Annotated in this window: 10 protein-coding genes; 2 read left to right on the top strand and 8 right to left on the bottom strand. The window is 69.3% G+C overall.

Annotation, left to right across the window (positions count from 1 at the left end; translation table 11 throughout):
• Nucleotides 1-78 precede the first annotated feature (78 nt).
• Entirely contained in the window at nt 79-1,392 is a 1,314-nt protein-coding gene (locus V6S85_RS14670; RefSeq protein WP_334349361.1) for a M20/M25/M40 family metallo-hydrolase, read from the bottom strand.
• 150 nt (nt 1,393-1,542) lie between these two features.
• On the opposite strand from V6S85_RS14670, the gene V6S85_RS14665 reads away from it, so the two are divergent.
• A complete protein-coding gene (locus V6S85_RS14665; RefSeq protein ID WP_334349360.1) occupies nt 1,543-2,049 on the top strand; it encodes a hypothetical protein in 507 nt (168 codons plus the stop codon).
• Between the two features lie 153 nt (nt 2,050-2,202).
• On the opposite strand, the gene V6S85_RS14660 is transcribed toward V6S85_RS14665, so the two are convergent.
• From V6S85_RS14660 to V6S85_RS14645, 4 genes are all read right to left on the bottom strand, one after another.
• The gene (locus tag V6S85_RS14660) at nt 2,203-2,928 is read right to left on the bottom strand and encodes a response regulator (RefSeq protein WP_165832168.1); all 726 of its coding nucleotides are present in this window, start codon (nt 2,926-2,928) and stop codon (nt 2,203-2,205) included.
• Between the two features lie 8 nt (nt 2,929-2,936).
• Nucleotides 2,937-6,176: an autotransporter outer membrane beta-barrel domain-containing protein gene (locus tag V6S85_RS14655; protein ID WP_334349359.1), complete on the bottom strand. Its 3,240-nt coding sequence runs from the start codon at nt 6,174-6,176 to the stop codon at nt 2,937-2,939.
• Between the two features lie 421 nt (nt 6,177-6,597).
• Nucleotides 6,598-8,118, bottom strand: coding sequence for an aldehyde dehydrogenase (NADP(+)) (locus V6S85_RS14650; RefSeq protein WP_334349358.1), 1,521 nt, complete (start codon nt 8,116-8,118; stop codon nt 6,598-6,600).
• A 112-nt stretch (nt 8,119-8,230) separates the two neighbouring features.
• Nucleotides 8,231-9,151 carry a Gfo/Idh/MocA family protein gene (locus V6S85_RS14645; RefSeq protein WP_116569906.1) on the bottom strand — a complete coding sequence of 307 codons (921 nt, stop codon included), beginning with the start codon at nt 9,149-9,151 and terminating at the stop codon, nt 8,231-8,233.
• Between the two features lie 449 nt (nt 9,152-9,600).
• Here V6S85_RS14645 and V6S85_RS14640 point away from each other — a divergent pair, with 449 nt between their 5' ends.
• Nucleotides 9,601-11,400, top strand: a complete 1,800-nt coding sequence (locus V6S85_RS14640) for an IlvD/Edd family dehydratase (RefSeq protein WP_334349357.1) — start codon at nt 9,601-9,603, stop codon at nt 11,398-11,400.
• Between the two features lie 110 nt (nt 11,401-11,510).
• Here the strand turns inward: V6S85_RS14640 and V6S85_RS14635 are convergent, their stop codons facing one another.
• The 3 genes from V6S85_RS14635 to V6S85_RS14625 form a co-directional block, all read right to left on the bottom strand.
• Nucleotides 11,511-12,671 carry an MFS transporter gene (locus tag V6S85_RS14635; RefSeq protein WP_116569904.1) on the bottom strand — a complete coding sequence of 387 codons (1,161 nt, stop codon included), beginning with the start codon at nt 12,669-12,671 and terminating at the stop codon, nt 11,511-11,513.
• Between the two features lie 74 nt (nt 12,672-12,745).
• Nucleotides 12,746-13,291, bottom strand: coding sequence for a helix-turn-helix transcriptional regulator (locus V6S85_RS14630; RefSeq protein ID WP_116569903.1), 546 nt, complete (start codon nt 13,289-13,291; stop codon nt 12,746-12,748).
• Nucleotides 13,292-13,336: 45 nt separating this feature from the next.
• Nucleotides 13,337-13,798: an Lrp/AsnC ligand binding domain-containing protein gene (locus V6S85_RS14625; RefSeq protein ID WP_101718161.1), complete on the bottom strand. Its 462-nt coding sequence runs from the start codon at nt 13,796-13,798 to the stop codon at nt 13,337-13,339.
• Between the last annotated feature and the right edge of the window lie 315 nt (nt 13,799-14,113).

Raw genomic sequence — 14,113 nt, 5'->3', positions numbered from 1 at the left:
TCCGCTGCGCCGGAAAGTCATCACCAGCTCCCCCCACCGATCGCTACGCGATCGCCTCCCCCACAGGGGGAGGTTCGACTACTCCACCCCGGCCACGGCCAGCAGCGCCGCCAGGCCCACCTGCATGCCCTTGAGCGTCGGGGCCTTCTCGATGTCGATCCACTCGTCCAGGGCGTGGGCGCGGCCGCCCTTGCCGCCGGCGCCGATGGTGATGGCGGGAATGCCCAGGCTCATGGGCAGGTTGGCGTCGGTGGATGAGGCCTCGTGCTCGGGCGTGAAGCCCAGGGCCGAGATCGCCGCCGCCGTGGCCGTGACGATGGCCGCCTGCGGATCGGTGCCGCCGGCCGGGCGCTCGCCGATCACCTTGGCGTCGTAGGCGATCACCCCCGGCTTGGTCGAGCGGGCGGCGTTCTCGCCGGCCACGGCCTTGTCGAGGATGCCGATGAAGGTCTGGTCCAGCTTGGCCAGCTCGGCGGCGCTTTCCGAGCGCATGTCGAACTCGAGGAAGATCTGGTTGGGGATCGAGTTCACCGAGGTGCCCCCGCCCACCACGCTGGCCGAATAGGTGGTCTTGGGGTCGGCCGGCGGCTTGACCGCATAGAGGTCGACCACCGACTGGGCCATGGCCGTCATCGGGTTGACGACGCCGAACGCGCCATAGCTGTGGCCGCCCGGGCCCTTGAAGGTGACGCGATAGCGCTTGGAGCCCACGCCCCGGTCGACGATGCGCGAGGGGTCCGAGCCGTCCATCGAGAAGAAGGCGCTGATCCGGCCCTGGTATTTGCCCTTGGTGAAGAGGTGCTTGACCCCGCGCAGGTCGCCCGGCCCCTCCTCGCCCACATTGCCGACGAACAGGATGTCGGCCTTGGTCCTGATCCTGGCCGCGTCCATGGCCCGCACATAGGCCAGCAGCACGGCCAGCGAGCGGGTGTCGTCGCCGATGCCGGGGGCCGACAGCCTGGTCCCCTCGCGCTTGACCTTCACGTCGGTGCCTTCGGGGAAGACGGTGTCGAGGTGGGCGGCGATGACCACGAACGGACCCTTGCCCTTGGTCGCCGTCCCGGCCCGCACGCCCATGACGTTGCCCTCGGCGTCCATCTCGACGTCGGTCAGGCCTACGGCCTTGAGCATCTCCAGATAGGCCTTGGCGCGCTGCTCCTCCTTGAACGGCGGCGCGGGGATCTCGGTCAGGGTGACGATGTCGGCGACGGTGCGGTCGTAGTCGGCGTCCAGCTGCTTGACCGCGGCCTTGAACCCCGGGCCGCCGACGATCTTCTGCACGGCCTTGACCGAGGTGTCGGTCTTCTCGGCGGCGTCGGCCTCGGGGCCGTAGAGGGCGCCGGCCGCGAACAGCGAGGCGGCGAACAGCATCGAACGCGACAGACGGCGCATGGGCGAAGGCTCCGATTCCAGTTGCGCCGACCAGAACGGGGCGGCGGCGCGCTTGGCAATCCCCAAATGATCTGGCGGCCGCCTCTGGACGAACGCTGCTCGCGACCCGACATTGACCCTTCGTAAGCCACCCCGTCCGGAACCCACGCCATGGCCCATCTCAAAGCCGCCGCCGCGCTCGCGGGCCTTGGCCTGCTGCTGGCCGCCGCCCCCGCCCTGGCTCAGAGCCAGGCGCCCGCGACGGGTCCGCTGGGCGTGGCCGGCAAATGGACGCTGGACCTGTCGCGCTCGCGCTTCAACGAGCCGCTGACCGGGACCGCGCCGATCAGCGGCGAGCTCGACATCACCAAGGACGACGGCAAGGCGATCGCCTGGACGCTGGTCGAGGAGGACGACGAGGGCGTCGCCGCCATCCAGTTCGCCGACGCGACCCTGGACGGCGCGCCGACCCGGGCCGTGGTCAACTTCAACTTCGTGACCCTCAGCGTCGAGCGCACCGGCGCGTCCAGCGTCGCGGTGATGACCCACGGCCAGACCGGCCGCCGCCAGAGCATGCGCGTCGGCGTCACCGCCCCCGACACCATCCTGGTCGAGCAGGACATCGACGGAAAGCCCGGCCCGCCGGACCAGAGCCTGGTCTTCGTGCGCAAGAAGTAAGGTCGGGCAAAAGGAACCTCCCCCTGTGGGGGAGGTGATCGCGAAGCGATCGGTGGGGGGCTTGGCCCGACAGCCGGCCAGAGCCACGGCGGTTGAAAACTTCCCCCCACCGGCCTTCGGCCACCTCCCCCACAGGGGGAGGTTCTCTCAGGTCTAATCCGCGTGCACCCGGTCCACGCGCGGCGCGAACATGTAGCCCGCATGGCGCACGGTGCGCACCATCTGGGCGCCGCCCTCGGCGCGGCGCAGCTTGCTGCGCAGGCGGCTGATGGTGACGTTGATCTGCTGCGGCGGCGCCTTGCTGCGCGCCTCCGGCGGACCCTGCTGCAGCTGGTCGCGGGTCAGGATCTGCTGGGGCTTGGCCACCAGGGTCCACAGCACCAGGAACTCGGCAGAAGACAGGTTCACCGAGTCGCCGCGCGGGTCGAACAGCTCGTGGGTCGCCACGTTCAGGCGCCAGCCGCTGAACTGGTAGACCGGCGGGGCGGCCACCGGCTCGGGCGCGCGCCAGGCCTGGCGGCGACGCACGGCGGCGCGGATGCGGGCGGCGGTCTCGCGCGGCCGGAACGGCTTGGCGATATAGTCGTCGACGCCCATCTCCAGACCGACGACCACGTCGCTCTCGTCGTCCACGGCGCTGACCACCACCACGCCCGGGGCGGGGTTGAGGCGGCGCAGCCGCGCGCAGACCGACAGGCCGGCCTCGTCGGGCAGCAGGATGTCCATGACGACCAGCTCGATCTGGGTGCGGCCCAGGATCTGGTCCATCTCGCGGGCCGAGGCGGCCTCGAGCACTTCCAGGTCGAACCGGCCCAGCAGGGCGGTGATGGCGGCGCGGGAGTCGACGTCGGGGTCGACAATGAGCAGGCGGGGTCTCACGGGCGTTCTCAGAACATCGCCCGGCCGACAAGCCGGGCCGAATAACGGGTCTGGCGACGCGAGGCCTCGGCCCCGCCCTCCAGGGCGAAATAGGAAAGGTCGGAGCCGGCGCGCAGGGCGAGATTCAGCGTCACCGCGTCGGTGCGCGCCGCATTGCCCAGGATCGTGAACGGCGTGCCGCCCGAGTACCAGGCCGTGGTGTCGGCGTACTTGCCGGCCAGGGTCTTGCGATAGCCGACGCGGACCTCGGGACGGACCCAGACCTCCTTGCCGAACTCGCGGCCGAAGGCGACGCCGATGTCGCCCGACAGGTTGTCGAACTTGCGCGAGGCCACCGTCTGGTCGAAGCCCTCGCCGCCGCCGTGCTCCTTGCGCTCGCCTTCCCACAGGTAGACGTAGTCGAGGCGGGCCTCGGGGCGGATGTAGTTTCGGCCGAGCCTGTGCTCGTAGCCGAGGCCGGCGAAGGCGTTGGCGGTGAAGCCGTTCCACGAGGCGGTGTTGGTGATCGCGACGTCCGAATAGCCGTCGCTGTCGACGTCCTCGCTGATGAAGCTGCGGTCGCCGTTGAAGCGGATGTAGCCGAGGCTTCCGCCGAGGTTGAAGCGCCAGCCGCCCACCGACCGGCGCCAGTAGGTTCCGGCCTGGAACAGCGAGGCGGTCGTCTCCTCGCCGACCTTGGCGGCGGTGTCCTTCTCCTCGAGGCTGGCGAAGGCCAGGGTCACGCCCAGCGCCCCGCCGGCGTCGCCCATGGCCTCGTAGCCGGCGACCAGGCCCGTGGCCTTGGTGTCCGAGCCCAGGTTATCGCCGTCCTCGATGCGCACCAGGCTGTTGATCTCCTGCACCCAGACGCTGTCGGGGCCGTAGCGGTCCTGGCCGTCGGGGCGGATGGCGGTCGAGGCCGAGATCTGCTGCTGCACCGCCTGCAGGGTCGAGAACATCCCCTCGCCGGTGCTGGGCAGCATCTGATTGTAGAGATTGTAGAAGCCGTCGCTGGTCGACTGGCTGAGGAAGGCGCTGGCGATGTCCTCGTTGGCGCCGAGCGCGGCGAAGGTGGCGTCATAGGCCGCGGTCTGGCCCGTGGTCATGCCGGCTTCGGCGGCCGTGCGGCGGCGCACGTCGATCAGGACGTCGTTGTCCTGGGTCCGGGCCTGGGCGACATAGAGATAGGGCGCGTCGCCCAGCAGGTCCTGGTCGATCTCGCCGGCGGTCAGCGTCCCGGCCGAGATCACCTTGAAGGTGCTGGCGTCGGTCAGCAGATTGTTGAACACGAGGCCCAGGTTGGCGCCGCTGGCGATGGTGGCGGTGTCGACCACCAGCTGGGTCGAGGTCCCGGCGTTGGGATCGACCGTGAACACCAGCGTGCTTTCCGACCCCAGGTTCAGGCTGGTGGCCTTGATGGTGTCGGTGTTTGTGATCAGCAGGCCGCCGTTGCCGATATTGATCGAGAGCTTGCCGTCGCTGTCATAGAGGCCGCCGATGGCATAGGCCGTGCCGTCGATGTTCAGGGTGTCGGCGCCGTCGCCGAACGACATGTCGCCGTACAGCGTGCCGTTCAGCAGGTTCAGGGTGTCGTCGCCCGAGCCCAGCAGCACCTGGCCCACGATCGAGGGCTCGTCGGCGTCGTCCACGCCGTCGCCGTCGGTATCGGTGTCGGCCACCCCGTCGTCGCCGTCGTCACCGTCGTTCACCCCGGTCTGGGTGATGGTGACGCCGGTGGTGTTGGCCTTCAGGTTGATGGCGATCGCCTTGCCGGTGACCGTCTCGTTCGTGGCGTCGGTGTCGGTGTCGTCGGTGTCGTAGTCGTCGTCCGTGGCGACCACGTAGGCGGCGATCGCGCCGGTATTGGTGATGCTGGTCAGCGTGCCGGAATTGTCGACGATGGCGTTGGCGTTTCCGGTCTCGCCCGACAGGGTGGCGACGATGCTGCCGCTGTTGACGACCGAGTTCATGGTCGCCCCGGCGTCGATCAGCAGGGCGTAGGCGTTCGAGCTCCCCTCGGCCTCGACCGAACCGCTGAGCGCGCCGCTATTGTTGAGGATCGAGGCGATGGCGCCCGAGGTCAGGTGCAGCCCCATGGCGTCGGCCTCGTAGGCGCTGGCCGAGATCGAGCCTTCCAGGTTGATCCCGTTGGCGACCAGGGTCTCGTAGCCGGCCGAGCCGCCGATCTGCACGCCGGTAGCCGCCACCCCCGCGTGGACGCCATAGGCGCCGACCGAGCCGCGGATGACGAGGCCGTAGTCGTAGATCCCCTCCCCGGCCGAGCCGAGGGTGACGGCCTGGCTGCCGGAGCCGATCTGGATCGCCGGCGCGCCGCCATAGACGTAGACGGCGGCCGTGCCCTCGTCGCTGTCGGTGACGCCGTCGCCGTCCTCGTCGTCGGAGGTGTCGTCGTTGGTGTCTTCGGGCGGGGCGTCCAGCACCAGGCCCTTGGAGACGTTGCTGGTGATCTTCACCGCCGAGCCGCCCTGCAGCAGGTCGTCGGCGTCCAGCAGCGCCTCGTCGTCAGGATCGGTGTAGCGGCTGGTGTAGCGATAGCCGGTGGCGGTGATCGTGCCCTGGACGATGACCGAACCGTCGACCTCGCCGTCGACCGCCAGGCCCACGCTATTGGCGCCCAGCACGCTGATCGAGCCGTCGCTGACGATGTTTCCCGTCACCTTGGCGGTGTTGCGGATGCCGTACCCGTTGTCGCCGGTCACCGCGATCGAGCCGGAATTGAGGATGTCGCCGATCACCGACGATCCCAGCATGATCCCGCCCGAGCTGTTGCCCTCGATGGTGATCGTGCCGGTGTTCTCGATCGTGCCGGTATAGTCGCCCGCGCCGGTCAGGCGGACGCCATAGCGGTTGGTCCCCAGCGCGAACTGGCCGTCGTAGTCGCCGTCGCTGTCGCTATCGACGTAGTCGTAGTCCTCGGTCAGGCTGATCGTGCCGCCGTTGGTCACCGTCGAGGTGACGCCGCCATTGATCAGGACGCCCGTCGAGTTGGAGACGTCGGTGCTCTTGAGCGTGCCGTTGTTGGTCAGGGTGTTGCTGCTGTCGACCGTCGCGATCGCGCCTTCGGAAGCATAGGTGATCACCCCATCGGTCGTGACCTTGACGTCGTCGGCCGCGCCGCTGGCGGCCGTCGAGGTGGCGATCGGCGTCGTGCGGCTGCTGCTGGTGACTTCCGTCTCGGCGGCCGCTTGGGCGGCGTGCAGCAGCATCGGCAGGGCGGCGGCCGAGAGGATCAGAAGCTTACGCGACATGGAGGACCCGCTTGAAGGAACCTCCGAGGCTTAGGGGCCCTGCATGGCCCAGGCGTGTCTCGCAAATTTCCGCGCGGCTACGGCGAGCGCCTCGCCGATACACTTCCGTTTCAAAGCGGCCGGAAGGTTGTCGCCAGCGTTCAGGCTCGCCCGCCAAGTGTTGCGCCTGATGGGCGAAACCGACGATTTAGACGTCGTCGCAAGAATGTTCACGGCGGAGCGGCCGCGTCCAAGCCCCCGATTCCGCGATCGGCGATGATGGCTCCATCGACCAAGGAGCCCCGCCATGGGCAAGGTGCTGATCCCCGCCTCGTGTCTCGCCTTCAGCGTCTGGCTGCTGGCCGAGCGGCTGTTCTGACAAAGAAAAAGCGCGCGGGGTTTCCCCCGCGCGCTCTTCCTGACCCCGAAGGATCGGCTTTTCTTACAGCACGCCGTCGATGGCGCGCTTGATACCCAGCGGGTTGGCTTCCTTCAGCGCCGCCGGCAGCAGCACGTCGGGCAGGTCCTGGTAGCACACGGGGCGCAGGAAGCGCTCGACGGCGCGGGTGCCGACCGAGGTCGAGCGACCGTCCGAGGTGGCCGGGAACGGGCCGCCGTGGACCATGGCCGGAGCCACTTCCACGCCGGTCGGCCAGCCGTTGGCCAGGATGCGGCCGGCCTTGCGCTCGAGGATCGGCAGCAGGCCGCGGGCGGCTTCCGCGTCTTCGGCGTCCAGGTGCAGGGTGGCGGTCAGCTGGCCTTCCAGACCTTCCAGCAGGCCGGCCAGGGTGGCGACGTCCGGGCAGCGGACGATCACCGACGACGAACCGAACACTTCGTGGCTGAGGGCCGGGTCGGCGGCGAAGGTCTCGGCCTCGACCACGAACAGGGCGCCCTGGCCCTGGTTGCAGCCTTCGCCGACCAGGCCGCGGGCGGCCACGTTGACGCCGGGACGCGAGCCCAGCTTCTCGACGCCCTGCTCATAGGCGCCGAAGATGCCCGGGGTCAGCATGACCTGCGGATGGGCGCCGGCCAGGGCGGCCGAGGCCGAGGCCACGAACGTATCGAAGTCCGGACCGGCCAGGGCGAAGACCAGGCCCGGGTTGGTGCAGAACTGGCCCGAACCCATGGTCAGCGAACCGACGAACGCCGCGCCCAGGGCCTCGGCGCGGGCGGCCAGGGCGTGCGGGAACAGGATGACCGGGTTGACGCTGCTCATCTCGGCATAGACCGGGATCGGCTCGGGGCGCTCGCCCGCGATCTTCATCAGCGCCACGCCGCCGGCGCGCGAGCCGGTGAAGCCGACGGCCTTGATGCGCGGATCGCGGACCAGGGCGCCGCCCAGCTCGTGGGTCTGGCCGGTCAGCAGCGAGAACACGCCGGCCGGCAGGCCCGCCTTCTCGACGGCCTTGCTGATGGCCGCGCCGACCAGGGCGGCGGTGCCGGGGTGGGCCGGGTGGCCCTTGAACACGACCGGGCAGCCGGCGGCCAGGGCCGCGGCGGTGTCGCCGCCGGCGGTCGAGAAGGCCAGCGGGAAGTTGCTGGCGCCGAACACGGCGACGGGACCAAGGCCGATGAAGCGCTGGCGCAGGTCGGCGCGCGGCAGCGGCTTGCGCTCGGGCAGGGCCGGGTCGATGCGCGCGCCCAGGAAGTCGCCCTGGCGGACGGTCTTGGCGAACAGGCGCAGCTGGCCGGTGGTGCGGCCTCGCTCGCCTTCGAGGCGCGGACGCGGCAGGCCGGTCTCGGCCATGGCGCGCACGATCAGGTCGTCGCCGATGGCTTCGATCTCGGCGGCGACGCCTTCGAGGAAGGCCGCGCGGGTCTCGAGATCGGTCTCGCGATAGACGTCGAAGGCGGCGTTCGCGGCGGCCAGCGCCGCCTCGATCTGCTCCGCGGTCGGTTCGGGGAAGACCTCGCCGAAGTGCTCGCCGGTGGCGGGGTTCAGGCTGCGGAGTTCAGTCATGGGGCGGACGCTCGCGTTTTGGCGGACGGGAATGGCCCGCATATAGGCCCTTCCGCGTCCGGTTGTCAGTCCAATGTTAGCGCAACCAATGCTTAATTTGCATGGGTATGGGCTATTCGATGAAGGCCGGCGCCGTAACCCGTTCGCCCAGCAGGAAAGCATCGGCCACATGGCGCAGCGGGCTGACGTCGACATCCGAGCCGCCGGCCGCGATCAGGCGGGCGAAGGCGTCGTACAGGCCCGGATATTCCTCGTCCGGCCCTTCGTGCGTCAGTTGCCCGTCGACCCACAGGCGCGAACCGCCGTGCGACAGCTTCAGCTCGCCGCCGTCGGTGTCGATGATGATGTCCCAGCTCTGCTCGCCGGTCTGCAGGAAGTCGAAGTCGGCCTGGACCGGCGCGCCGGTCACGGTGCGGAAGGTCAGTTGCGCCTCGACCGGCGACTGGCAGTTCTCCGGCACATGCAGCGTCGCCTTCTCCAGGAAGAAGGCCGGCAGCACGACGGTGGCGATCGACAGGGCGTTGATGCCCGGATCGAAGACGCCCAGGCCGCCGGCCTGCCAGATCCAGGTCTGGCCCGGATGCCAGACGCGCACGTCTTCCTTCCAGTTGATCTGGACCGACTTGATGGTCTTGCCCGACAGCCAGGTCTGGGCCGGGGCGACGGCGGTGGCGTAACGCGAGTGCCAGGTGGTCTGCAGGGTCACGCCCTTGGCCTGGGCGGCGGCCTTCAGGTCCTCGACCTCGCTCAGCGTCGCGCCCGGGGGCTTTTCCAGCATCACGTGCTTGCCGGCGTCGATGGCCTGGCGGGCGATGGCGTGACGCACCTGCGGCGGGGTGCAGAGGGCGACGGCGTCGAACTGCACGTCCGAGGCCAGGAGTTCGGAGAGGTCGGTGAAGTGCGGGACGCCGTCGACGCCGGCGCTGCGGCTGGCCACGGCCGCCAGTTCGAACCGAGCGTCCTTCTCGATGGCCGGCAGGTGCTGGTCGCGGGCGATCTTGCCCAGGCCGACGATGGCGATGCGGATGGTCATCTGGACGGACACCTGACGATGGCTCGGGCCGCGCCTCGCGACCACTGTAAGATTAGTCCGACAAATAGCGCCCTCCCCGTTCCTGTCAAACAGGACCGCGAAAACGGTCCGAGAAGGCCGTCCGCAAGGAACCTCGCCCTTGCCGCGATGACAAGAACCGGCTTGTCCGCTCGACCTCGGCGCGCAATGGTCCTACATATTCCGCGTTAGTCGAACACCGTCGTGGATGGCGTACTCCGGCGGCCGACGATAGAATGTGAGCGCTATCATCGGCGTTCAAGCGCTCTTTGGGCTCTTGCGATCGGCTCGCAAGACCTTGAAGGCGTGCGACGTTTGCCCGCCATGGCGGTCGTTGACGCTCCGCGCTCGCCGGTATAGTCAGACAAATAGTATAAACCTCGCCCGGCGAGGCGATCCGGTTGGATCGATCGAGGAAAAACAGGACCGACATGACCACCAAGTCCGCGCCCAGCACCCTTCGTTCGCGGGCCTGGTTCGACAATCCCGACAACGTGGACATGACGGCGCTCTATCTCGAGCGCTATCTGAACTACGGTCTGACGCTGGAAGAGCTGCAGTCGGGCAAGCCGATCATCGGCATCGCCCAGACCGGTTCGGACCTGTCGCCCTGCAACCGCCATCACCTGGTGCTGGCCGAGCGCGTGCGTGAAGGCATCCGCACCGCCGGCGGCATCGCCATCGAGTTCCCTGTCCACCCGATCCAGGAAACCGGCAAGCGCCCGACCGCGGGCCTCGACCGCAACCTCTCCTATCTCGGCCTGGTCGAGACCCTGTACGGCTACCCGATCGACGGCGTCGTGCTGACCATCGGCTGCGACAAGACCACGCCGGCCTGCCTGATGGCCGCCGCCACCGTGAACATCCCGGCCATCGCCCTGTCGGTCGGGCCGATGCTGAACGGCTGGTACAAGGGCGAGCGCACCGGTTCGGGCACCATCGTCTGGAAGGCCCGCGAGATGCTGGCCGCCGGCGAGATCGACAACGCCGGCTTCATCAAGCTGGTGGCCTCGTCGGCCCCGTCGACCGGCTTCTGCAACACCATGGGCACGGCCACGACGATGAACTCGCTGACCGAGGCGCTGGGCATGTCGCTCACCGGCTCGGCCGCCATCCCGGCCCCGTATCGCGACCGCCAGGAAAACGCCTACCTGACGGGCCTGCGCATCGTCGACATGGTCAAGGAAGACCTCAAGCCGTCCGACATCCTGACCCGCGAGGCGTTCCTCAACGCCATCGTCGTCAACTCGGCCATCGGCGGCTCGACCAACGCCCCGATCCACCTGAACGCCCTGGCCCGCCACATCGGCGTCGAGCTGACCGTCGACGACTGGCAGGAGAAGGGCGAGGACGTGCCGCTGCTGGTCAACCTTCAGCCGGCCGGCAAATATCTGGGCGAAGACTACTATCACGCCGGCGGGGTGCCCGCGGTCACCGCCCAGCTGATCAAGCAGGGCCTGATCCACGAAGACGCCCTGACCGTTTCGGGCCAGACCATGGGCGACGCCTGCCGCGACGCGACCATCGAGGACGCCGACGTCATCCGCACCTTCGACAACCCGCTGGTCGAACGCGCCGGCTTCGTGGTCATGCGCGGCAACCTGTTCAACTCGGCGATCATGAAGACCAGCGTGATCTCGGGCGAGTTCCGCGACCGCTACCTGTCGAACCCGGAAGATCCGGACGCCTTCGTCGGCGACGCCGTGGTGTTCGACGGTCCGGAAGACTACCACCACCGCATCGACGATCCGTCGGTCGGCATCACCGAGAACTCGATCATGTTCATGCGGGGCGCTGGCCCCGTCGGCTACCCCGGCTCGGCCGAGGTGGTGAACATGCGAGCCCCCGACTACCTGATCAAGCGCGGCGTCAAGCAGCTGCCCTGCATCGGCGACGGCCGCCAGTCGGGCACCTCGGGCTCGCCATCGATCCTCAACGCCTCGCCGGAAGCCGCCGTCGGCGGCGGCCTGGCCTTGCTGAAGACCGGCGATCGCGTCCGCTTCGACCTGCGCAAGTCGCGCGTCGACGTGCTGATCAGCCCCGAGGAAGTGGCCGAGCGCCGCAAGGCCCTCGAAGCCGCCGGCGGCTATCAGTACCCGGAAAGCCAGACCCCGTGGCAGGAGATCCAGCGCGCCATCGTCGGCCAGATGGAGACCGGCGCGGTGCTCGAACCGGCCGTGAAGTACCAGCGCATCGCCCAGACCAAGGGCCTGCCGCGCGACAGCCACTAAGGCTTTCGCTAGCACTGAAATGAAGAAGCCGCCCGGGGCGACCCGGGCGGCTTTTTCATATCCCCTCTTCCCGTCATTCCCGCCCTCGTGGCGAGAATGGCGGTAGAATACTAGATAGCCTTCCGGGCCATCCGCTCAGCCGCCAGCATCGCCGCCAGCATGGCCACGGCCAGGACGGCGATGACGACGCCCAGCGCTTCCCAGCCGAACCGGCCGACGACTAGGCCGCCTAGCGGCGGGCCGATCAGCGCCCCGCCGGCGCCGAACTGGGTCAGCAGGCCGTTGGCGGCGGCGATGCGCGGGCCGTCGGTCCCGCCCGCCAGCGCCGGCAGGCGGGCGAAGACCAGCGGCGAGGCGATCCCGCTGAGCAGCACCACCAGGAAGGCGACTCCGGCGACCAGCAGGGCCTTGGCCGACAGGAAGACGAAGGGCGCGACCACGGCCGTGGCCAGCAGCGCCGGGACCACCACCCGCGTCATGCGGCGGCGATCCAGCGGCGCGGCGTGCAGCAGGCGGATGGCGATGGCCGAGCCCGGCAGGGCCGCCAGCGAGACCAGGCCCGTGGCGATGCTGGCGCCGGCGACGCCAGCGCCCGCCTTCTCGATCAGGAAGCTGGGCAGCAGCATGGTCAAGGCGCAGATGAAGACGGTGTAGAGCCCGAAGCCCAGGGTCAGCACCCAGGCGGCCGGCGGCGGCAGGGCGATGCGGGCGCCGTCCGACAGCCCCTTGGGCTGGCGCAGGGCGACCAGCAGGCCCAGCGCGCACAGCACCGCCCACACCAGCATGGCCCCGCGCGGACCACTGAGCGCCATGGCGAAGCCGGTGACGCCGCTGCCGACCGCCACGCCCACGGCCACGAAGGTGCTCCAAAGCGCCAGGGCCGGTCCCCGCGCCTTGTCGGAGGCGACGGCGGCGATCATGGTCGGGGCGGCGATGACCACCAGCAGATAGGCCACGCCCTCCAGCGCCCGGGCGGCGAACAGCACCGCGACATTGGGCGCGAAGGCCTCGACCAGGCTGGCCGCCAGCAGGCCGACCAGCCCGATCGCCATGAAGCGGCGACCGCCGAACCGGCCCAGCGCCAGGCCCGCGACGATGCCCAGGGTCGCCCCGCCGATCTCCAGCAACGACACCAGCAAGCCCGCCTGGGCCAGCGACAGGCCTAGCTCCTGGCGCAGCACCGGAACCAGCACGGCGATCTTGGGAAGCTGGGCGGCGGCCAGCACGCCGATGAGCCACAGGGCGATGATGTTGGACCAGGAACGCAGCATGGCGCCGCCCTAGACCGATGCGCCTTCGCGCGACACGAAAAACTTATGCGTGGCGGCCCACGGCGTGAAAGCCTTCAGCCGATGGTGGTGGTCAGGCGGCCCACGCGGCCGTCGGCGAGGGGAATGGTCTCCCACTCGGTCAGGCCCGGCGCCACGGGAACCTCGGGGCTGTCGTTGGGACCGGTCTCGAAACGCAGCCGCTGGTAGGGACGCTCGAACCAGCCCGTCCGGGCCAGTTCGCCCTGGGCCCGGGCGATCTCGGGGCTGGCGAAACGCCAAAGCGACACGCCCAGATAGTCGGACGCGTCGATCCGCCACGAGGCCAGCCGCGCCGGCGACACGGCCAGAAGCTGGTGGGTGGCGTCGCAGACCAGGTGCACGGCCTGGGACGAGGTCTCGACCAGGCGCCGGATCGCCGCGTCGCTCCCCTCGCCAGCCTTCGCCGCGATCAGGGCCGCGATCCGCTCGCGATGGACCTCGTCGGGTTCGTGCTCGCCGCTTTCCCAGCGCGACACCGTGCCCTGCGACACGGCCAGCAGTTCGGCCACGGCGCCCTGCTTGACGGCGTTCAGCCGCCGGAAGCGGCGCAGCGCCAGTCCGATGGGCAGGTCGTGGATCATGGGCGCCAGTCTAGCGGGAAAGGGCAAGCATGGGGAGCCGGCGCTTCAGAGCGGCAGTTGCACCGTGCTCTTGACCTCTTCCAGCACGGCGTAGGTCCGCGTCTCGCGCACCCCCGGCATCTTGACCAGGATGTCGCCCAGGAAGCTGCGATAGGCGTCCATGTCGCGGACGCGGGCCTTGATCAGATAGTCGAAGCCGCCGGCCACCATGTGGCACTCCAGCACCTCCGGCGCGCGGCGGATGGCGGCGGCGAAGTCGTCGAACACCTCGCCGGTCGTGCGGTCCAGCACCACCTCGACGAAGATCAGCAGGGCGCGATCGACCTTCGCCGGATCCAGCAGCGCTGCATAACCGGTGATGAAGCCGCGCTCGCGCAGGCGCCGCACCCGGTCGAAGGTGGCGGCCGGAGAGAGGTTGCAGCGCTTGGCCAGCTCGGCATTGGTGATCCGGCCGTCGGCCTGCAGCACGCGCAGCAGCCGGCGGTCGGTGTCATCTAGAGCGGACATGGATTTTTGTCACTTTCAGCGAAGATTGTTCTGATAATAGCGATAACAAACAAAGCACCTTCGGCACGAAGAGGACTACACCCTCAATCGTCCTAGCGAAGCTTCCCCCACGCCGCATCCCCCAGTCGGCGCGCTTCGCCAAGGGCCTCCCGCTCGGCGGGAAAGCTCGCCACGCATCCCCCAGCGTCGGCGACGAGCGGAAGGGACGCGCGAGTCCCCCCGAGACGCGTCCCTTCCAGTGCTCCCCTTCCCCTCCTAAGCTGCCAGCCCAGGCTTGCGCTCACGCGCGCCGCGACGCCCTGTCGCGGGGCTTTC

It is taken from the genome of Caulobacter sp. CCNWLW153 (assembly GCF_036889365.1).
In the GTDB taxonomy this organism is placed as follows: Bacteria; Pseudomonadota; Alphaproteobacteria; order Caulobacterales; family Caulobacteraceae; genus Caulobacter; species Caulobacter radicis.
The sequence above is the reverse complement of the archived record's forward strand: the minus strand, read 5'-3'. Positions and strand labels throughout refer to the sequence as shown.